This is a genomic window from Leclercia adecarboxylata (assembly GCF_023639785.1).
Lineage (GTDB): Bacteria > Pseudomonadota > Gammaproteobacteria > Enterobacterales > Enterobacteriaceae > Enterobacter > Enterobacter adecarboxylatus_D.
On the sequence record NZ_CP098325.1, the window covers coordinates 2,334,693 to 2,353,721 of the forward strand.

Consider the following 19,029-nt stretch of genomic DNA (forward strand, 5'->3'; position numbering starts at 1 on the left):
AACCACTGTTTTTCATTGAAAAATATTTTTTTACTCAGAAAGATCTTGTCGCAGTTAACTACGACAGATATAGTCCGTGTTAATCAGCCACCCGGCATGATGCGAAAAAGGATCGAAGATGAAGAAGCAAATTTTAATTGTGGGTAGTGGTTTTGCAGGTATGTGGTCGGCGGTGAGTGCCGCACGTCTGGCCGATATTGAAGGGGATCACGATCTGCAGATTACCGTGCTGGCTCCCCGTGCAGAGCTGCGGATTCGCCCGCGCTTTTACGAAGAACAGGTGGCTGACTTTGCCGCCCCGCTGCACAATCTCTTTGCCGCACTGAAGATTAACTTTATTGCCGGGTCTGCTGAACGTATTGATACGAAAGAAAAAAGCGTCTGGTATCTCGATAATCAGGGCAACGTGACGCTGGCTACTTACGACCGCCTGATAGTTGCCACGGGCAGCCAGACCCGTCGTCCTGCCATTGTGGGTCTGGCGGAGTATGCATTTGATATCGACCAGCTGGAATCCGCCCAGCTATTTGAGCAACACCTCGATTCGCTGGTGTCACGCCCTGCCACGCCGGAGCGCAACACCGTGGTAGTGTGCGGCGGCGGTTTTACCGGCATAGAACTGGCGACCGAACTCCCAGCCCGTCTCCGGGCCCGTTTTGGTAATAATACGCAGACTAAAGTTATCGTAGTTGAACGCGGTGCGGTTATCGGCGCACGTTTTAGCGAAGAGCTGCGCCGCACCATCGAAGAAGCCAGCCTTGAGTTGGGCGTAGAGTGGCGGCTTAATAGCGAAATCGAAGCGGTTGATGCCACCGGCGTCACGCTCAAGAACGGCGAGCGCATCCCCACCGCAACGGTGGTCTGGACGGCGGGGGTTGAAGCAAACCCGCTCAGCCAGCAGATTACCGGCGAACGTGACCCTCAGGGTCGCCTGAAAGTTAACGATAATCTGCAGGTACCCGCCCACCCGGACGTCTACGCCACCGGCGATATGGCCCACGCCAGAACCGACGATAAGGGCAATACTGCGCTGATGACCTGCCAGCACGCGATCCAGCTCGGGAAATTCGCCGGGCATAACGCCGCGGCCAGTCTCCTTAATGTGGCACCCTATCCTTATCGTCAGGTGAACTATGTCACCTGCCTCGATCTGGGCGGTTGGGGCGCGGTCTATACCGAAGGCTGGGAACAGGCGGTGCAGTGCGTGCGCGATGAGGCGAAGAAAATCAAAATTGCTATCACCAACGAGCTGATCTACCCACCTGCTGCCGACCGCAGCCAGGCTTTTGCCGCCGCCGATCCGCTGGCCAAATTCGTTTAGTGTGGGTTGATTCAGCCCTTATCGGCCTGGAAACCTAAGAGCGGTAGGCCCGGCGGCACCGCGCCGCCGGGCAATGCGCGGCTCAGGCTAATGCCCGAGTGGTCTCTCCCGCCCGCCGGGCTTTCAGATATCCGTAAATCAGCAGCGACGACATCGCCAGGAAGGACAGCAGTGCCGCCGGTAACGTCACGTAACTCCAGCTGAAGCCCAGGGTAATCATCATCCCGCCAAAGTACGCCCCGATGGCGCTGCCAAGGTTAAACGCTACCTGGCCGCCTGCCGCACCGAGCATCTCCCCACCTTTGGCATTTTGCAGCAGCAGGATCTGCAGCGGTGCCGATAGCGCAAACAGCCCGGCACAGCAGATAAAGCCCATCCCCAGCGAGGCCACAGGCCTATCACCCAGGGCAAACAGCAGCAGCAGAGAAAGCACAATCACCAGGTCGGTCATCGCCGCGATCCGCAGCGGGCTGTAGCGGCCGGAGAGTTTGCCGCTGAACAGGTTGCCCAGCACCATGCCAAGGCCCATCAGCATCATGATCGCGGTCATCACCCCTTCGGAAAAGCCGGACACGTTGATCATAAACGGCTTAACGAAGCTGAACCACGCGAAAACCCCGGCGTTACCGAACATGGTGGCGGCAAAGATAAACCACGGCTCCGGCTTTTTGAGAAAATGGAACTGCTCGCTCAGGCGGGTCTGCGAGTTATCGAACGTCTGGGGGACCCACAGCGCCACAGAGAGCAGCACCAGCAGGTTAAAGGCGGCAATGAGGAAGAAGGTGTAGCGCCAGCTAAACTGGTGCCCAAGCCAGGTGCCCAGCGGCACGCCCGCCAGATTGGCCACCGTCATCCCGGCAATCATCCCCGCCACAGCCAGGGTCACTTTGCCGGGCGGCACAATGCGGGAAAGAATGATGGTGCCGACTCCGAAGAACGCACCGTGCGGAAAGCCAGAAACAAGCCGTCCGATCGCCAGCATGGTGTAGGAGGTTGAGAAAGTAAAAATCGCATTGCCGATGAGACAGAGCGTCACCAGGAACAGCAGAATGGTTTTCAGCGAAAACTTGCTGGAAAAGATCGCGATAATCGGCGCACCAATCACCACGCCAAAGGCGTAAAACGAAATCATATTCCCGGCAGACGGAATGGAGATCCCCACGTCCCGCGCCAGCTCGGTGAGTACGCCCATAATGCCAAACTCGGCCATCCCCAGACCGAAGGTACCAAGTGCTAACGAAAAGACCGTCTTTTTCATACCACAACCACTTGTTAAAAAATTGCGACAGCCATTATTGAACAATCTTGTGGGGTGAACCAGTTCAAATCACGGCCCTGGCAGCTTCATCCATTATTTCGGGTGGGGTGTGAATATTTTCCACCACTCCGCCCGGCCCTGATTACACTTCAAAGTGTTATGTCTCACCGTCCCGGCCGAATCCCTGAAAGGAACGCATCATGGCAGATAAAAAGAAAAGCAAAACCGTTGCGACGACACCGCCTCCCGTCCCCCTTAAACGCACGGAGTATGAAAAAGAGCTGCATCGCCTGCATGTGGAGCTGGTTAAGCTTCAGCGGTGGGTGGTGAGCAAAGGCCTGAAGGTGTGCGTGGTGTTTGAAGGCCGCGACGGCGCGGGCAAAGGCGGCACCATTAAAGCCCTGACCGAGCGCGTCAGCCCGCGCGTCTTCCGGGTGGTGGCGCTGCCGGCTCCGACAGAGAAAGAGAAGAGCCAGCTCTATTTCCAGCGCTACGTCCCCCATTTGCCCTCAGCAGGAGAAATCGTGATCTTCGACCGCAGCTGGTACAACCGCGCGGGCGTGGAACGGGTCATGGGTTTCTGTACCGAAGAGCAGGTAGAAAAGTTCCTCGACGGTGCCCCCATTATCGAAAGAGCGATGGTCGATGCGGGCATTATTCTGATCAAATACTGGCTGGAAGTGACGCCCAAAGAGCAGGAGCGACGCCTGCGCGATCGCATAAATGACGGACGCAAGACCTGGAAACTCTCCCCGATGGATATCAAATCCTTTACCAAATGGGATGAGTACACCGAAGCGCGTGACGCCATGTTCGCCGCCACCGACACCGCCTGGGCGCCGTGGTTTGTCGCCCGCTCGGAGGATAAAAAGCGCGTGCGGCTGAATATAATCTCGCACCTGCTGTCGCAAATTCCGTATAAAGACCTGCCGGAAGAAGAGGTTAAATTACCGAAACGTAAAATCGGCAAAATTAAACCAACAGCTTATCCGTTCCGTTACATTAAAGAGAAGTTCTGAATATCACCCTTCCGATAAAATATCGGGAGGGTGATTCACACATCCCCTTCAAAATTTCAGAGCGTTGCATTTACCTGGACGCCGCCTCGCATTTTTTAAATTACCAGGCGAAACAGTATTGTTTTTGAGTGTGGGTGACTGATAATTAACGCACCAGTACAGGAGACAATAACAATGAAAGTGGATGCCCCGAAAAACACCGCAGTCAAAGAGCATTTAACCGGCGCCACGCCGCGCCCGGCATTAACCCCGGAGGAACGAATCGAACAACGGAAACGCGATAAGGAATTCATGCGAGCTATGAATGAGTTTGTCGCAAAAGCAGGCTTATTATCTGATGATCCTTTTTTCGGAGGGATCTAATGTGCTACCAGTTTGATGTATACCGTAATCCGTCAGCCAAAACCTGTGAATTACACCCTTACCTGATGGTAATTCAGCATGATTATTACGATGACCTGTCAACCCGTTTAATACTGCCATTAAGTTATCGAAATAATCTATCAGGCCATATTAATCCGGCGGCTGCGCTTATTAATATCGATTTCCTGACGCTATTCATGAATACGCCGGGTATTACCAGCGTTGAGAAAAAGAAACTTACCAATAACTATTATGTGACCAACATGCAAAGTGCGAGAACCCGGGTCGTTGCTGTAATTGACGCCTTAATCACCAACACCTGACTTCCCATAAAACCCGCTCCGAACCACAGCCCGGAGCGGGGGAACCTGACCCGTAGGCCCGTGCAAGCGCAGCGCCGCCGGGCACAACAGGCGAAGGGATTACTTCATGCCTTCACGACTCTCTTTTTGCGCTTCCATGCGCTCTACGTCCCGGTACCAGCGTGGGTGGTGTTTCTGCGCCCAGCGGCGGCTCACCTTCCCTTCAATCATTCCTTTGATCGAACCCTTAACCCAGAACGCCATATACATATGAATAAGAATGGCGTGAATTAAGATAATGGCCGACGTGGCGTGGATCAGCAGGCTGTAGCGTACCACCTGCATCGGGAAGTACTGCGCAAAGTACGGACGCCAGATAATCACCCCGGTCACCAGCAGCACAAAGATCATGCTCATGATGGTCCAGAACATCATCTTCTGCCCGGCGTTATATTTGCCTACCTTCGCGACTTTATGCTCGTTGCCCTTCAGCACTTCGACAATGCCCTTCAGCCAGGGAATATCCTGCCTGTCGGGAATGTTGTGATGCACAAATCGCACGAACATAAACATCAGCGCCACGAAAATCAGTACCCCAAAGAACGGATGCAGAATGCGCCCCATCTGCGGGGTACCGAAGGTCTCCGTCAGCCACTGCAGGGTCGGGAAGAAGAACGAAATCCCCGACAACGACACCAGGAAGAAGCAGATCACCACCGTCCAGTGACAGGCGCGGTCGATAAACTTCGTGCGCACAATCATCTTCGACTTACTCATGATGCTCCTCCTCCTCGTCATCTACCTCTTTGTTCGGCCCTATCCCAATATAGTGATAAATCAACCCGGCAAAGGTAGCGATAAAGCCCGCCGCCGAGAGCGGCTTCAGGGCCCCTTTCCACAGGTTGATGGAGGTATCAATCGCCGGATCCTTCGGCAGATTGTGATACAGCTCCGGCTGATCCCGATGGTGCAAGACATACATCACGTGCGTGCCGCCCACGCCCTGCGGGTTATACACCCCCGCATGGGCATAGCCGCGCGCTTTCAGCTTATCGACGCGCTGCTGCGCTACCTCCAGCATCTCTTTTTTGGTGCCGAAGTGGATTGCCCCGGTCGGACAGGTCTTCACGCAGGCTGGCTCCTGGCCAACGCTGACGCGATCCACGCACAGGGTGCATTTGTAGACCCGGTTATCCTCCTTGCTCAGGCGCGGCACGTTGAACGGACACCCGGCGATGCAGTACCCGCAGCCGATGCAGTTATCCTGCTGGAAATCGACGATGCCGTTGGCGTACTGAATAATCGCCCCGGCGGACGGACAGGCTTTCAGACACCCCGGATCCTCGCAGTGCATACAGCCATCTTTACGGATCAGCCACTCCAGTTTGCCGTTCTGCTCCGTTTCGCTAAAGCGCATCACCGTCCAGGATTTGGCGCTCAGATCGGCCGGGTTATCGTAAACCCCAACGCAGTGCCCCACCTCGTCGCGGATGTCGTTCCACTCCGAGCAGGCCACCTGGCAGGCTTTGCAGCCCACGCAGGAGGAGACATCGATAAGCTTTGCCACTTCCGCTTTGTAATCCCGCGCACGAGGCGCGGGGGTAATACCGTTGGTGGCGGAGCGTTTGATGACGTCTTGTGTTTCCATCGACATGTTTTCGCTCCTTAGCCTTTCTCGATGTTAACCAGAAACGCCTTATACTCCGGCGTTTGCGAGTTGGAATCCCCGACCGCAGGCGTCAGGGTGTTGGCGATATAGCCCTTCTGCGCCACCCCTTCAAAGCCCCAGTGCAGTGGGATACCCACGGTTTCCACCTGCTGGCCATGAACGTTCAGAGCCTGCAGGCGACGGGTCACCACCGCCACGGCGCGAATAAACCCGCGCTGGCTGCTGACCTTGACGCGATCGCCGTTGGCAATGCCTTTGGCCTTCGCCAGGGTTTCGCTTATCTCCACAAACTGCTCCGGCTGGGCGATGGCGTTCAGACGCGCATGCTTGGTCCAGGTGTGGAAATGCTCGGTCAGGCGATAGGTGGTGCCGACGTACGGGAATTTATCTTTCTTACCCATACGCACCACGTCTTCCTGGTAGACACGAACCACCGGACTGGAGACCACGTTCGGGTGCAGCGGGTTAGTCCCGAGCGGCGTTTCCATCGGCTCGTAATGTTCCGGGAAAGGTCCTTCCGCCAGCTTATCAAGGGCAAACAGACGTCCCAGCCCTTCCGGCTGCATGATAAACGGCCCGGTGTTGCTGCCCGGCGCGGCGGTGTTGTAGTCCGGAATATCGTTCCCGGTCCACTTGCTGCCGTTCCACTGGATCAGCATCCGTTTCGGATCCCACGGTTTACCGTTGATATCCGCCGACGCGCGGTTGTACAGCACCCGACGGTTTAGCGGCCATGCCCAGGCCCAGCCCAGCGTATTGCCCAGCCCTGACGGGTCGGCATTATCGCGGTTGGCCATCTGGTTACCCTGCTCCGTCCAGCTGCCGGTGTAGATCCAGCACGACGAGGCCGTTGTGCCGTCGTCACGCAGATGGGCAAAGCTGTTCAGCAGCTGGCCTTTCTTCGCCACCAGATTGCCGTTGGCGTCATAGAGATCGGCCAGCGCCACGCCGTTGTTCTCTTTCGCCACCTCTTCCGACTCAGGGTGATCCGGCTGTTTGTAGTGCCAGTTCATCCCCAGCAGCGGCTCGACGCCTTTACCGCCTTCGGCGCGGTACATCTCGCGCAGGCGATGGTAAATCCCGGCAAGGATTTCGCCGTCGTTGCGAGCTTCACCCGGCGCGTCCTGCCCCTTCCAGTGCCACTGCAGCCAGCGGCCGGAGTTGGCGATGGAGCCGTCCTCTTCCGCAAAGCAGGTGGACGGCAGACGGAATACTTCAGTCTGAATGGCGGCAGGATCGACGTCGTTCATCTCGCCGTGGTTCTGCCAGAAGGTCGAGGTTTCGGTAACCAGCGGGTCGATCACCACCATGTACTTCAGCTTGCTCAGGCTGGCGACAATTTTGTTCTTATCCGGGAACGAGGCCACCGGGTTAAAGCCCTGGCAGATATAGCCCGTCACATCGCCCTTCGCCATCATGTTGAAATACTTGATGACGTCGTAAGACTGATCCCATTTTGGCAACCAGTTAAAGCCCCAGTCGTTCTCCTTCTGCGCCGCATCGCCGTAGAAGGATTTCATCAGGCTGACGAAGAACTTCGGATAGTTGCTCCAGTAGTTGACCTGGTCCGGCAGCGTCGCTTTTGGCGTGTTCGCCGCCAGGTATGTTTGCAGGTCGGTCTGCTTTTCAGACGGCAGCGTCAGATAGCCCGGCAGGCTGGTGGACAGCAGTCCCAGATCCGTTAACCCCTGAATGTTGGAGTGACCGCGCAGGGCGTTCACCCCGCCACCAGCCATGCCCATGTTGCCAAGCAGCAGCTGGATCATCGCCATGGTGCGGATGTTCTGCGCACCCACGGTGTGTTGCGTCCAGCCCAGCGCGTACAGGAACGTGGTGGTTCGGTCGGCGGCACTGGTGGAGGCCAGCACTTCACACACTTTCAGGAAGTCCGCTTTTGGCGTCCCGCAGATGTTCTCCACTACCTCCGGCGTATAGCGGGAGACATGCTGTTTCAGCAGGTTCCACACGCAGCGCGGGTCGGTCAGGGTTTCATCGCGTCTGGCGTAGCCGTTCTCATCGAACTGGTAGTTCCAGGAGGACTTATCGTACTGGCGTTTTTCGGCGTCATAGCCGCTGAACAGCCCGTCATCAAAGGCAAAGTCCTCCCGCACCAGCAGGTTAGCGTTGGTGTAGTGCTTAACGTACTCGGCGTTAATCTTGTTATTTTCAATCAGGTACAGCAGCACGCCGGAGAGGAACGTAATGTCCGTACCGGAGCGGATCGGCGCATAGATATCTGCCACCGATGCCGTACGCGTAAAGCGCGGATCGACGACGATAAGCGTCGCTTCGTTGTTGTTTTTCGCTTCCATCGCCCAGCGGAATCCCACCGGATGGGCTTCCGCGGCGTTGCCGCCCATCACCACCACGACGTTAGCGTTTTTGATATCAACCCAGTGGTTGGTCATCGCACCGCGACCAAATGTTGGAGCAAGACTTGCTACCGTTGGTCCGTGTCAGACGCGCGCCTGGTTGTCTACCGCCAGCATGCCAAGTGAGCGCACAAATTTTTGCGTCAGCATGCCGGTTTCATTACTTGCCGCAGAGGCGCAGAGCATCCCGGTTGAGAGCCAGCGGTTGACCGTCACGCCCTGCTCGTTGGTCTCGACGAAGTTGGCATCGCGGTCGGCTTTCATCAGCTTCGCGATGCGGGTGAAGGCTTCATCCCAGGAGAGCCGCTGCCATTTATCGGAGCCTGGCGCGCGGTATTCCGGGTAACGCAGACGGTTATCGCTGTGGACATAGTCCAGCAGACCGGCCCCTTTCGGGCATAACGCCCCGCGGCTGACCGGATGATCGGCGTCGCCTTCAATATGATAAATCGACTCTTTAGCGTTCTTTGCGCCATCACCCAGGCTATACATCAATAGCCCGCATCCCACGGAGCAGTATGTGCAGGTGTTACGGATCTCTTTGGCACGCAGCAACTTATAGTTGCGCGCCTGAGCCAGCGCCATTTTGGGGGCAAACCCCAGAGCGGCTACTGTTGTTCCGGCCATACCGCCCGCGCAGATTTTAAAAAACTGTCTGCGACTGACGTCCATCGTTGTCCTCGTTAGCAATTGAGAAGTCCGGCGGAAAACTAACAGCAAAGCCCCTGTTTTTTTTGCGGCAAATCAATATCGCCGATCTTCGCCCTCTTAATAGTCAGCGCTTATGACTTTTACTCATCCTAAAGAGTTACTGCAGCGCAGTTTCATTCGCGGAAGGTACTGAAAGAGTGCTATAAATTTGCCCCTGAAATGTATAGCCAGTGGAAAGATGATGGACAGAAAAAGAGCCACCCTGATCGGTCTGGCCGCGATTGTGCTCTGGAGCACGATGGTGGGCCTGATCAGAGGTGTCAGTGAGGGATTGGGCCCGGTCGGGGGCGCGGCGGCAATTTATACACTCAGCGGTTTACTCTGTCTGGTGACGGTAGGCTTCCCCAACCTGCGACGTTTCTCGCCACGATACCTGATCGCCGGCAGCGTGCTGTTCGTCAGCTATGAGATCTGTCTTGCCCTGTCGTTAGGCTACGCCGCCACCCGCCATCAGGCGATTGAGGTGGGGATGGTGAATTACCTCTGGCCAAGCCTGACCATCGTGTTCGCCATTTTATTCAACGGCCAGCGATCCACCCTGTGGGTGATCCCGGGTCTGATTATCGCCCTGCTGGGGGTCAGCTGGGTATTGGGCGGCGAGAACGGGCTCAACCCGACTGAGATTACCCGTAACGTTGTCTCTAACCCGCTGAGTTACGGCCTCGCATTTGCTGGCGCGTTTATCTGGGCGGCCTACTGTACCGTAACCAGCAAATACGCCAACGGCCAGAATGGGATCACGCTGTTTGTGCTGCTGACGGCGCTAACCCTGTGGCTGAAATATGCCTTCAGCGATCAGCCTGAGATGGTGTTTAGCCTGCCGGTGGTAATAAAGCTTTTGATGTGCGGCGTGGCGCTGGGGTTCGGTTACGCGTCGTGGAATATTGGAATTTTGCACGGCAACGTGACGCTGCTGGCGGCGGCATCCTATTTTACCCCGGTGCTGTCGGCAGCGCTGGCAGCCGTACTGCTGAGCGCCCCGCTGTCGTTGAGTTTCTGGCAGGGGGCGATGCTGGTGTGTGCCGGGTCGCTGTTGTGCTGGTATGCGACGCGGTCGCGGGTGGGTTGACGTTTCTGCGGCCTGCAACGCCGGGCGGCGCATTCGCTTGCCCGGCCTACGGCGTCCCCTTCCAGGCCCGGCAAGCGTAGCACCGCCAGGCGTGTTTTACCGCGGCGATACCTTCGAAAGGCTAAACCCGATCCCCACAGCCAGCACCAGCAGCATCCCGCCGGCGCTGCCCAGCGCCACGCTGTGGGAGGTGATAAACGCCGTTTTAGCCGCCTCTATCACGGATTCCGCCAGCGCAGGCGGCAAGTCCTGCGCGACTTTTACCGCCTCGCCGATGGAAGATGAAGCATGTCCGGCGAGCGTGGCGTCCAGCCCGTTCGGCAACTCAATAGATGCCGAGAAGCTACGCGTCAGCAGCAGACCGAAGATAGCGATCCCAAGCCCCGCGCCCAGCTCGTAGGACATGGTCTCAATCGCCCCGGCGGCAGCGGCTTTCTCTTTTGGCGCGGCGGCCATGATTGCCGAGGTGGAGGCCAGCAGCGCGCTCGCCGCACTGAATCCCAGCAACACCATCAGGCTCCAGGCCTGCCACTGTTGGGTGCTGAAATCGAGCATCGACAGCCCGATAAAGCTAAGCGCGCTCAGCCCCATGCCGCCGGTCGCCACAATCCGCAGCCCCAGACGTCCCACCAAAACCCCGGCAATCGGCCCGCTGAAACCGCTGGCAACCATCAGCGGCAGCATAAACATTCCCGCTTCAAAGGGGGTGAAGCCGTGGACAAACTGCAGCTCCTGGGCCATCAGCAGTTCGAAACCCACCAGGGCGATCATCGCCGTCATCGCCATCACCACGCCGCTTAAAATCACACGATGGCCAAAAAGCCGCATGTCGATCATCGGCGTGCGGGCGCGCAGCTGGATACGTACAAAAACACACAATAACGCTGCGCCCGTCACCAGCGTGCCCGCCACCAGCCACGGCGAAGGCGCTCCTTTTAACGCGGTTTTGGCGCTGTAGACCAGCAGCAAAATCGCCACGATCAGCATCAAGGCATGAGTGATATTGAGCGGCTGCTCGGGCCGCCCCTGCTGCGCGGGTACAAAACGCGCCGCCAGGGAGACCACCAGTAGCACAATCGGGACGTTGATCAGAAACACCGCGCCCCAGTAGAAATGCGCCAGCAGCATGCCGCCGATCAGCGGGCCAAAAGCTGCCCCGCCCGACCCCACCGCCGCCCAGACGCCGAGGGCGATATTGCGCTGACGCGCGTCGGCAAACAGCGTGCGGATCCCGGCAAGCGTCGCGGGAATAATCATCGCCGCACCGACGGCCAGCAGCGCCCGCGCCGCGATCAGCCACCCTGCCGTGGGCGCAAATGCCGCTGCCAGCGACGACAGCCCGAACAGGCTACTGCCCATAATCAGCAGGCGCTTAAAGCCAATGCGATCCCCGAGCGCCCCCATCGGCAGCACCATACCGGCCATCACCAGCGAGTAGATATCAATGATCCACAGCAGTTCATTGCCGGTGGCATCCAGGGTCATACTCAGCGTCGGCGCCGCAACGTGCAGCACCGTGGCGTCAATCGCGACCGGGATATAGACCAGCACGATAATCACTAACGCTAACCACTGACGAAACATAAATTTCCTTATTATCCGAAACTGGACACATGTCCAGAATGGGATCCTACGTAAAGTTGAACGCATGTCCAGCTTTTTGTTACACTCGTTGTCCCGGGATCGAGAGTGAAAAAAATGAGCTATCTGAGTAAGGACGAACGGCGGGAAGAGATCCTTCAGGCCGCCATGCGCGTAGCGCTAAACGAGGGCTTTACCGCGATGACCGTCAGACGTATCGCCGCCGAGGCAAAAGTGGCGACAGGCCAGGTCCATCATCACTTCTCCTCTGCTGGCGAGCTGAAAGCCCAGGCCTTTGTGCGCCTGATCCGCACCCTGTTGGATGCCGAGATAGTGGCAGAAAACGCCAGCTGGCGCGAACGACTGCACGCCATGCTCGGCAGTGAAAACGGCGGATTTGAACCCTACATTAAACTCTGGCGTGAGGCGCAGATTGAGGCTGTAAGGGATGCTGAGATCAAAAGCGCCTACCTGCTGACCATGCATATGTGGCATGAAGAGACCGTCGCCATTATTGAACAGGGCGGTGTTGCGGGTGAATTTTTACGCGTTGACCACGCAGCCGATATCGCATGGCGGCTGATCGCGTTGGTGTGCGGCCTTGATGGTATGTATGTGCTGGGGATGGCTGAGATGGCCGGGTCGGCGCTCTTCCGTCATCTGGACAGAGCGATCGGCTTAGAGCTTTTTTCTCAACGCTAACGTTTTACAGCGGGCAAAGCAGAACGTTGCTCTGCCCGCCCGGCCAGGGAAAGACGCTTTTTAAGGCTCCCATTCCGGGTTTACAGCCAGCGGGCCTACCCGCGATGACCATTTCTGTGCCGGGTGTTGGCTGCGGCCCGGCCTGAAACTGTCCCCTGCGTTTTAGCTGAAGTATTGACCTGACGATGACAACTACAGTAGTTTGCTGGCAAGGAATAACACTTAACAAGGAAAGTTAAGCATGCTTAGTGTCGTTAAATTTACCCTATTTGATATTTTTATTGCATTTTTGCTACTCTCTGCGCCCTGGTTAATGGGAGCGATCATTTTACTTTTCCTTATTAAAGCTTTCAGAAATAAAAAAAGCCGTCTGCTCTTACTATGGTTGCTGTTACCTCAATGTTTGGCCACTTTATTCATAGGGTTGGGACTGAACTTCTACAACGTTGATACAAATATTAGCTTATTATCCTCCGCGAGTCTTGCATCGCTGGGAGGAACGGTCATTTGCTCTCTTATTTTCCGAACAAGACAGGCTATCCTTGGCGGGCTATTATGGGGCCATATCTTTGCCTTGACAGTGTTTTTAGTCCTGATACATATCTTTAAACCCGCTCTACTTTCTGAACTGCAGACTGGCAGAGATATGCATCAGCTACACCATATCAATCAGAGTGGTGAAGCATTTAATCGCCGGCTTGAGGACGCATCGTTTCGACAGCAAATGTTATTTGAAGCGGTGAAGTCCTATGATATGCCTGAAACAACCTATCGGGGATTGCTGGCGAAAGGCGCAAATCCATTTCAAACATATGCGTTTCAGGGTTTCATTTTCTCAATAGCGGTAGAGCGCCATAATTTTAATGCGCTTCGCGTATTTAGCGAACAACTGGATGGCAGTACTGAACAGGCAAAAAACAACCGTCTCTTTCTTACTAAAAACAATCCGTTGGATGAACATTTTTATTTCTCTGCTACGCCGAATGAAGAACAAACACAGCAATATAACGCTACCGCAAAAGTTATACTCGACAAAATGCCTGAGTTATTAACGGACAAGGTTTACGCCAGAATTCTGGCGACGACCAATAAGGATATTATTCAATTTTTATGGCAATACCATCCCCCTGAAAAACGCATATATCGCATTCAGGCCGAAGCGCTACTGGGTATGTTAACGAGTGCGGATAATATCGCTGCAGCGCCAGGCGTTCTTACGGAGAAACCTGCCGCCGACTACTCTAAAACGCTGTGGGAATACCTTGTTGAGTATGCTCCACAACCTGTTATCCAGGCTATACTGCAGAAAAATGTGGTGCAATGGGCTGATTATGTAGATAAAAATAACAATAACCCGGTCCTCGAAAAGGCTATCTTAAGAGCAAAAAAAATATGGCGTTAATCCTCAAGTCCTGACGGCCATTATGAATGATATCGTATTACATCGAGCATCCTGGTCGCCCTCTCAGTTAGCTCACGGTTTTTATACAGAAGAAACGGGTTCGCCTGTTGTCCTGGCATTATATAAAGCGGGTATAACCTGCAAGCAACTCAGAGAAGCATTGTCTACCTACGTCACAGGATATTATTATGAGAATGGAATGCATAGAATAGAGGAAATTTGTGGCGCGGAAAAATAACGTTTAACTGTAGTAAGAAGGCTCTGCCGATATTAAAGAAAAGGATCTGTGACAGATCCTTTTGTTGCATGTATGGGACAGTTACCGAAGCTACAGACCGGATAATGTCCCCTGAAGGAAGGAAATAATCAAAAACAGCAGCAGGATCGCGCAAACAATCCCAATACCAAATAGTGCGGCGTGAAACATCAGCGTTCCGCCCGCAAAAACCAACGCGCCCACGATCCCCCAGCGATTTTCCTTGCGCATACCGCCAATAAAGGCCAGCCCCAGCGCCACCACCGCCAGCGCAATCCCGCCATTGTGCAGAATCTTATCAATATTTACGCGTTTATTTTCGGCCACCTCCGGCTGCTCCCCCTTTAAGCCAGCGGTGATGCCTTTTTTAACGGCATTCACCTGGTTAGCGATCGCCGATTGTAAGGTTGGCGGCGGCGAGGAAAAAGGCCCTAATGAGAAATGCACAATGCCCAGTACCAGGGCGATGGCGCCTAAAAGCATACCCAGCGAGCTGAATTTATTCTGCGATAAGATTTCCATATCTCTTTGCCTTGTGATGATGACGGGTAAATTATCTGAGTGGCGCCATTGTATCAGACTTAAGTCCTGCTGGAGGTCCAACGGGTTTCCCGCCCTATTTCCCCGCCTGCGGATGGGTTTCAAACCCGGCCATCACCGCCGTCAGTTCTGCCAGGGTAAAGCCGTGCTTCGCATCGGTTACGCCCAGCCCAAACCGCTCCTGCATCAGCTGATACAGCGCTGCCGCATCCGGCAGGTTAATCTGTTCCACCGCGTGACCCTCCTGCCAGTGGGTGAAGTGGAAGTTAGTGAGGGTCAGCTTGCCGCCGTCGGGAAGATGGCGGCACATCAAAAGATGATGACGGAAATGGGACTGCGGCCAGTGCGCGGACCAGAAGTTGCCCATCACGTAATCGGCCTGATACTGTGCGGCGAGATCGAAGTGATACATCGACTGCCAGTGCTCGTGATGACGGAACTGTAGCACCCAGTCGCTGCCGTCGTTGATCAGCCGGTACAGCCCGTGGGGCGTCGCCTGCTCCTCTTCGGCAATCAGACGAATGGGCGCGGTCAGGGTCTGCCCGCCAAACCCCACGTCGGCGATCCAGCGTTCCCCCTCCAGATCGATCAGCAGCAGGCGATGGGTGCGCGGCGGCATGTGGGGCGGATTCGCCAGCACCACCCGGCCCAGCAGGCTGCGTACGTTAAAACCCACCTCGCGCAATACCCGCTCGAACAGGCCGTTCTGCTCAAAGCAGTACCCGCCCCGGCGGGCGGTGACCAGCTTATCGACCAGGGATTGATCGTCGAGCTGGATCTCACGGGGCAGAACCACATCAATATTCTCAAACGGGATGGCGCTGTTGTGATGCAGATGCAGCGCTCGCAGGGTGGCGATATCCACAGAAACCGGCTGCTGCCAGCCGGTACGGACGAAATACGCAGTCAAAAACGGGGTCATAGTCAGTTTCCTTGTCCAGTGCTTCCTTGTTTATAAACTATATTTCTCCGCCCACTGTCGCAAAAGTGCTTTTTACCCGCGCGTTGAGCGCTGCATGATCCCGAGGGCGGTCAGCATCAACACCAGCCCGGTCAGCAGCGTCAGGGTGGCCATGGCCATTCCCTGCCCGACGGAGCCCTGCTCGAACTGCCGCCAGATAAACACCGACACGGTTTGCGTACCCGCCGGGGCCAGCAGCAGCGAGGTGACCAGCTCCCGGGAGGCAATAGCAAATACCATCAGCATCGCCGCCAGCATTGCCGGAGAGACCAGCGGCAACACGATAAACCGCAGCGCCTGCAATGCCGAGGCGCCATGCACCCGCGCGGCGGGCTCGAGATTACCCCCGAGCTGGCGCAGCGCGCTGCCCACATAGCGCACCGGCCACGGCAGCAGCAGGCAGCAATAGGACAGCAGCAATATCGCCCAGCTGTTATAAGGGGACACCGGCCAGAACGGGCGGTTCCACAGCAGGATCAGCCCCACCCCGACCACCACGCCCGGCAAGGCGGCAGGCATCAGGGACAGCGCATCCAGCAATCCGCGGCCTTTGATCTTCTGCACCACCACCAGCCAGGCGGCCAGCAGCCCCAGCGCTCCGGTGATACAGGCTGCGCCCAGAGCCAGCGACAGGCTGGTGCCCAGCGCAGACAGCGCATCCCCCTGCTGACTGAAGAGCGCAGCATAGTGGGCGGCGGTCAGGTTCGTCAGCGTCACCCCGCCGGACAAGGTTCCCAGTACGCCGGACAGCGCCATCGACGCCCCCGGCAGGATCACCGCGATACCCCCCACCAGGGCCATGAGCGCGACAAGCGGCAGCGTAAACACCCCCGCATTCGCCCCCATGTTCTCCGTCGGTTTCCCGGTAATACTGGTCACATCCTGATGACCGGTCAGCTTTTTCTGCAGCCACCAGGCGCTGAGGGCGATAGCCACCAGCACAACCGAGAGCATCGACGCACCCGAGAGGTCGATCGGCCAGTCGGCGAGCTTTTTCTCGATATCGGTGGTCAGCATCAGCACGCCAGCGCGCGTCCCGAGGGCTGCGGGCACGCCAAACTCTTCGATTGCCAGAGTGAAGGCCAACAGCATCCCCGCCGCCAGCGACGGTGAGAGCATCGGTAAGGTGATATGCCAGAAGGCCCGACCGGGGCTGGCGCCGTGGACGCGGGCCACCTGGGCCAGACGCTGTCCGCTCGCCAGCAGGCTGCGGGACACGGCAAAATAGACCACCGGGAAGATGTTCAGGGCCATCACCAGCACTATACCGCTCTTGCTGAACAGCAGATCGTTGAGGTTGAGCCCGGTTAGCTGTTGCAGATAGCCGTTGGTTTGCAGCACCAGCATCCACGATAGCGCGGCGATATAGGGCGGGGTTAAAAACGGGATCAGGAACAGCAGGTCCCAGAGCTTTGGCAGCGGCAGGTTGAACAGGCCGCGGGCCACGCCAAGGGGAAAGCCGATCAGGGCGCTGACCAGCGCCACGCCGAGGGCGATTTGCAGCGTTCCGCTCAGCATGCCCGGCAGCTGCGACTCGGCCAGAAGCGTGCTGATGCCGCTAAACGCCCCGGAAAACTGCCCGGCACTGAACTGCGGGAACACCGCCTGCAGCAGTATAAAGGTGAGCGGAAACGCCACCAGGATCAGCAGTAGCCCCAGCGTCGTCACCGAAAGATATTTAGGATTCACGAAGCAGTCCTGAAGACGGGGTTGCCCCCGTCCTGTGATTATAAGGTAAAGAGCGTGTTGAAACGCTTGAGGATGTCGCTGCGCTCGCTGCTTCCGTCGCTTTTGGTCGGCAGGATGTTCAGATCGTTAAGCAGCGGACGTTTGGCCTGCACGTCGCCACGGGCGGGCATGAGCCAGGCATCGGCCACCATCGCCTGGCCTTCTGGCGACAGAACGTAATCCACAAAGGCTTTGGCATCATCGGCGTGCTGAGTGGATTTGAGGATCATCATTGGACGCGGGGCAATCACGGTGCCGCTGGCCGGGAAGATCACCTTCAGGGATTCGCCCTGGCTGATGTTGCCGTACGAGACGTAGTCCACGGCGCCGAACACCGCCGCTTTCGCCCCCTGCATCACCGGCGTTACCGCCTGCGCATTCGGGCCGCTCACCACCATGCCGTTCTTTTTCAACGCATCAAACAGGCTCCAGGCTTTATCGCCCATGCCATTTTGCAGCCCGATCAGCAGGTCCAGCGACGCGCCTGACAGCGCCGGGTCCGGCGTTGTGACTTTATCTTTGAAGGCGTCGGTGGTCAGATCGCGCCACTCTTTCGGCTCCGGGGTGCCGCTTTTGGTATTCCAGACGATGCCTAACGCCGACACGCCCTGGGCCACGAAGTCGTCTGATTTCAGATCCGCGGGCACGTTAGCCGCGTTAGCGCTCTGATACGGCAGCAGCCAGCCACGGTTGTGCAGATCTTCTGCGGTATCCCAGGAGGCGGAGATCAGAATATCGGCCTGCGGGTTGGCCTGCTCTGCCTCGAGCCGGGCCATTACTTTGCCGGTGGTGGCCTGGAAGACATCCACCTTCACGCCGGTTTTCTTCTCAAATCCGCTGGCCAGATTTTTGGCAAGCGATCCCGGCCCCGCGGTGTAGAGGGTCAGCGCGTGGGCGCTGGACATCATAACGGACGATAACGCCATGGCTAACAGCACTCCTTTTTTGACGGACATTGCAGCTTTCATGCGAACTCCCCAGAGGTTGTAATCAAACGATCGGCAGCAACGCTGCCAGCAGACAAATGCACGATGCGGTCGGCGAGGATTTCAGCCTCCCGGCGGTCGTGGGTAACATAGACGGCGGTGGTGCCGAGCTGGCGCAGCAGCGTGGCCATCTCATGGCACAAACTTCCGCGCAGTTCGCTGTCGAGGTTGGAGAGCGGCTCGTCAAACAGCAGCATCCGTGGCTCCGCGACAATCGCCCGGGCCAGCGCCACGCGCTGTTGCTGGCCGCCGGAGAGCCCGGCCGGTTTGCGTTCGGCGAAATCGCTTAAGCCGACGCGCGCCAGCGCCTGCCCGACACGGCTGTCGCGCTCCTGACGCGGGAAGTTGCGCATTTTCAGCGGGAACATCACATTCTGTGCCACGGTCATATGCGGCCAGAGGGCGTAATCCTGGAATACCATGCCGATGTCCCGGGCTTCCGGCGGCAGTGCCCAGCCGGTTTTCGCCACCAGACGATCGCCAAAATGGATTTCACCCTGTGCGGGCTGGGTTAACCCCGCCAGCAGACGCAACAGGGTGCTTTTCCCGCAGCCCGACGGCCCCAGCAGCGCAACCACGCTACCCGGCTCGATATGCAGATCGATTTGATTCAATACGGTATTCGCGCCAAAAGCGTACGACACGCCGTTGAGCGAGATGGACGTGAGCATATTGTTATCCTCTTTGGGATTTGATGCTCGCCACTCTAGGCAGCTTGTGTGACGAAAAAATGACGTGTTTGTTGCGTATTGATTTCTGATGGCTTTCAGGCGTTTAATGCCTGCACCC

Annotated in this window: 17 protein-coding genes; 7 read left to right on the forward strand and 10 right to left on the reverse strand. The window is 56.9% G+C overall.

Translation table 11 applies throughout. The features are described 5' to 3' along the window. The first annotated feature begins 118 nt into the window (after positions 1 to 118). A complete protein-coding gene (locus NB069_RS11210; RefSeq protein WP_250589418.1) occupies positions 119 to 1,321 on the forward strand; it encodes an NAD(P)/FAD-dependent oxidoreductase in 1,203 nt (400 codons plus the stop codon). 82 nt (positions 1,322 to 1,403) lie between these two features. Here the strand turns inward: NB069_RS11210 and araJ are convergent, their stop codons facing one another. Continuing rightward, complete coding sequence (araJ, locus tag NB069_RS11215) at positions 1,404 to 2,579, reverse strand: MFS transporter AraJ (RefSeq protein ID WP_250589419.1); 1,176 nt, start codon at positions 2,577 to 2,579, stop codon at positions 1,404 to 1,406. A 200-nt stretch (positions 2,580 to 2,779) separates the two neighbouring features. Here araJ and ppk2 point away from each other — a divergent pair, with 200 nt between their 5' ends. The 3 genes from ppk2 (at position 2,780) to NB069_RS11230 (ending at position 4,284) form a co-directional block, all read left to right on the forward strand. After that, positions 2,780 to 3,598: a polyphosphate kinase 2 gene (ppk2, locus tag NB069_RS11220; protein WP_250589420.1), complete on the forward strand. Its 819-nt coding sequence runs from the start codon at positions 2,780 to 2,782 to the stop codon at positions 3,596 to 3,598. A 174-nt stretch (positions 3,599 to 3,772) separates the two neighbouring features. Continuing rightward, positions 3,773 to 3,961 carry a type II toxin-antitoxin system CcdA family antitoxin gene (locus NB069_RS11225; RefSeq protein ID WP_250589421.1) on the forward strand — a complete coding sequence of 63 codons (189 nt, stop codon included), beginning with the start codon at positions 3,773 to 3,775 and terminating at the stop codon, positions 3,959 to 3,961. Further along, positions 3,961 to 4,284 (forward strand): CcdB family protein, encoded by a 324-nt coding sequence (locus NB069_RS11230; protein WP_250589422.1) that lies wholly within the window; start codon positions 3,961 to 3,963, stop codon positions 4,282 to 4,284. Before NB069_RS11225 ends, NB069_RS11230 begins: the two co-directional genes overlap by 1 nt. 99 nt (positions 4,285 to 4,383) lie before the next feature. Here the strand turns inward: NB069_RS11230 and fdnI are convergent, their stop codons facing one another. Genes fdnI through fdnG form a run of 3 tightly spaced genes read right to left on the reverse strand, consistent with a single transcriptional unit; the run spans position 4,384 to position 8,976 of the window. Then, positions 4,384 to 5,040: a formate dehydrogenase-N subunit gamma gene (gene fdnI / locus NB069_RS11235; RefSeq protein WP_250589423.1), complete on the reverse strand. Its 657-nt coding sequence runs from the start codon at positions 5,038 to 5,040 to the stop codon at positions 4,384 to 4,386. Further along, positions 5,033 to 5,917, reverse strand: coding sequence for a formate dehydrogenase subunit beta (fdxH, locus tag NB069_RS11240; RefSeq protein ID WP_250589424.1), 885 nt, complete (start codon positions 5,915 to 5,917; stop codon positions 5,033 to 5,035). The genes fdnI and fdxH overlap by 8 nt, the downstream gene beginning before the upstream one ends. An 11-nt stretch (positions 5,918 to 5,928) precedes the next feature. Then, a complete protein-coding gene (fdnG, locus tag NB069_RS11245; RefSeq protein ID WP_250589425.1) occupies positions 5,929 to 8,976 on the reverse strand; it encodes a formate dehydrogenase-N subunit alpha in 3,048 nt (1,015 codons plus the stop codon). 220 nt (positions 8,977 to 9,196) lie between these two features. On the opposite strand from fdnG, the gene yddG reads away from it, so the two are divergent. Then, positions 9,197 to 10,084 carry an aromatic amino acid DMT transporter YddG gene (yddG, locus tag NB069_RS11250; RefSeq protein WP_250589426.1) on the forward strand — a complete coding sequence of 296 codons (888 nt, stop codon included), beginning with the start codon at positions 9,197 to 9,199 and terminating at the stop codon, positions 10,082 to 10,084. Positions 10,085 to 10,180: 96 nt separating this feature from the next. Here yddG and NB069_RS11255 read toward each other — a convergent pair whose 3' ends face one another. Further along, a complete protein-coding gene (locus tag NB069_RS11255; RefSeq protein WP_250589427.1) occupies positions 10,181 to 11,668 on the reverse strand; it encodes an MFS transporter in 1,488 nt (495 codons plus the stop codon). 114 nt (positions 11,669 to 11,782) lie between these two features. Here NB069_RS11255 and NB069_RS11260 point away from each other — a divergent pair, with 114 nt between their 5' ends. Continuing rightward, positions 11,783 to 12,367: a TetR family transcriptional regulator gene (locus tag NB069_RS11260; protein ID WP_250589497.1), complete on the forward strand. Its 585-nt coding sequence runs from the start codon at positions 11,783 to 11,785 to the stop codon at positions 12,365 to 12,367. Positions 12,368 to 12,608: 241 nt separating this feature from the next. Continuing rightward, entirely contained in the window at positions 12,609 to 13,769 is a 1,161-nt protein-coding gene (locus tag NB069_RS11265; RefSeq protein WP_250589428.1) for a hypothetical protein, read from the forward strand. Between the two features lie 328 nt (positions 13,770 to 14,097). On the opposite strand, the gene NB069_RS11270 is transcribed toward NB069_RS11265, so the two are convergent. The 5 genes from NB069_RS11270 to NB069_RS11290 all read right to left on the reverse strand — a co-directional run bounded on the left by NB069_RS11270 (position 14,098) and on the right by NB069_RS11290 (position 18,911). Continuing rightward, positions 14,098 to 14,547 (reverse strand): hypothetical protein, encoded by a 450-nt coding sequence (locus NB069_RS11270; RefSeq protein ID WP_250589498.1) that lies wholly within the window; start codon positions 14,545 to 14,547, stop codon positions 14,098 to 14,100. A gap of 94 nt (positions 14,548 to 14,641) precedes the next feature. After that, a complete protein-coding gene (gene nhoA / locus NB069_RS11275; RefSeq protein ID WP_250583569.1) occupies positions 14,642 to 15,487 on the reverse strand; it encodes an N-hydroxyarylamine O-acetyltransferase in 846 nt (281 codons plus the stop codon). A gap of 72 nt (positions 15,488 to 15,559) precedes the next feature. Continuing rightward, positions 15,560 to 17,215, reverse strand: a complete 1,656-nt coding sequence (locus tag NB069_RS11280; RefSeq protein WP_250583571.1) for an ABC transporter permease — start codon at positions 17,213 to 17,215, stop codon at positions 15,560 to 15,562. A gap of 38 nt (positions 17,216 to 17,253) precedes the next feature. Beyond that, a complete protein-coding gene (locus NB069_RS11285; protein ID WP_250583572.1) occupies positions 17,254 to 18,222 on the reverse strand; it encodes an ABC transporter substrate-binding protein in 969 nt (322 codons plus the stop codon). After that, complete coding sequence (locus NB069_RS11290) at positions 18,219 to 18,911, reverse strand: ABC transporter ATP-binding protein (RefSeq protein WP_250583574.1); 693 nt, start codon at positions 18,909 to 18,911, stop codon at positions 18,219 to 18,221. Before NB069_RS11290 ends, NB069_RS11285 begins: the two co-directional genes overlap by 4 nt. Between the last annotated feature and the right edge of the window lie 118 nt (positions 18,912 to 19,029).

What these genes read in the sequence shown, in the direction of transcription:
- NB069_RS11210 (WP_250589418.1), top strand. Translation starts at nt 119, where the DNA reads ATGAAGAAGCAAATTTTAATTGTGGGTAGTGGTTTTGCAGGTATGTGG.
- fdnI (WP_250589423.1), bottom strand. Translation starts at nt 5,040, where the DNA reads ATGAGTAAGTCGAAGATGATTGTGCGCACGAAGTTTATCGACCGCGCC.
- nhoA (WP_250583569.1), bottom strand. Translation starts at nt 15,487, where the DNA reads ATGACCCCGTTTTTGACTGCGTATTTCGTCCGTACCGGCTGGCAGCAG.
- araJ (WP_250589419.1), bottom strand. Translation starts at nt 2,579, where the DNA reads ATGAAAAAGACGGTCTTTTCGTTAGCACTTGGTACCTTCGGTCTGGGG.
- NB069_RS11230 (WP_250589422.1), top strand. Translation starts at nt 3,961, where the DNA reads ATGTGCTACCAGTTTGATGTATACCGTAATCCGTCAGCCAAAACCTGT.
- NB069_RS11255 (WP_250589427.1), bottom strand. Translation starts at nt 11,668, where the DNA reads ATGTTTCGTCAGTGGTTAGCGTTAGTGATTATCGTGCTGGTCTATATC.
- yddG (WP_250589426.1), top strand. Translation starts at nt 9,197, where the DNA reads ATGGACAGAAAAAGAGCCACCCTGATCGGTCTGGCCGCGATTGTGCTC.
- NB069_RS11285 (WP_250583572.1), bottom strand. Translation starts at nt 18,222, where the DNA reads ATGAAAGCTGCAATGTCCGTCAAAAAAGGAGTGCTGTTAGCCATGGCG.
- NB069_RS11265 (WP_250589428.1), top strand. Translation starts at nt 12,609, where the DNA reads ATGCTTAGTGTCGTTAAATTTACCCTATTTGATATTTTTATTGCATTT.
- fdxH (WP_250589424.1), bottom strand. Translation starts at nt 5,917, where the DNA reads ATGTCGATGGAAACACAAGACGTCATCAAACGCTCCGCCACCAACGGT.
- NB069_RS11225 (WP_250589421.1), top strand. Translation starts at nt 3,773, where the DNA reads ATGAAAGTGGATGCCCCGAAAAACACCGCAGTCAAAGAGCATTTAACC.
- NB069_RS11270 (WP_250589498.1), bottom strand. Translation starts at nt 14,547, where the DNA reads ATGGAAATCTTATCGCAGAATAAATTCAGCTCGCTGGGTATGCTTTTA.
- NB069_RS11290 (WP_250583574.1), bottom strand. Translation starts at nt 18,911, where the DNA reads ATGCTCACGTCCATCTCGCTCAACGGCGTGTCGTACGCTTTTGGCGCG.
- NB069_RS11260 (WP_250589497.1), top strand. Translation starts at nt 11,783, where the DNA reads ATGAGCTATCTGAGTAAGGACGAACGGCGGGAAGAGATCCTTCAGGCC.
- ppk2 (WP_250589420.1), top strand. Translation starts at nt 2,780, where the DNA reads ATGGCAGATAAAAAGAAAAGCAAAACCGTTGCGACGACACCGCCTCCC.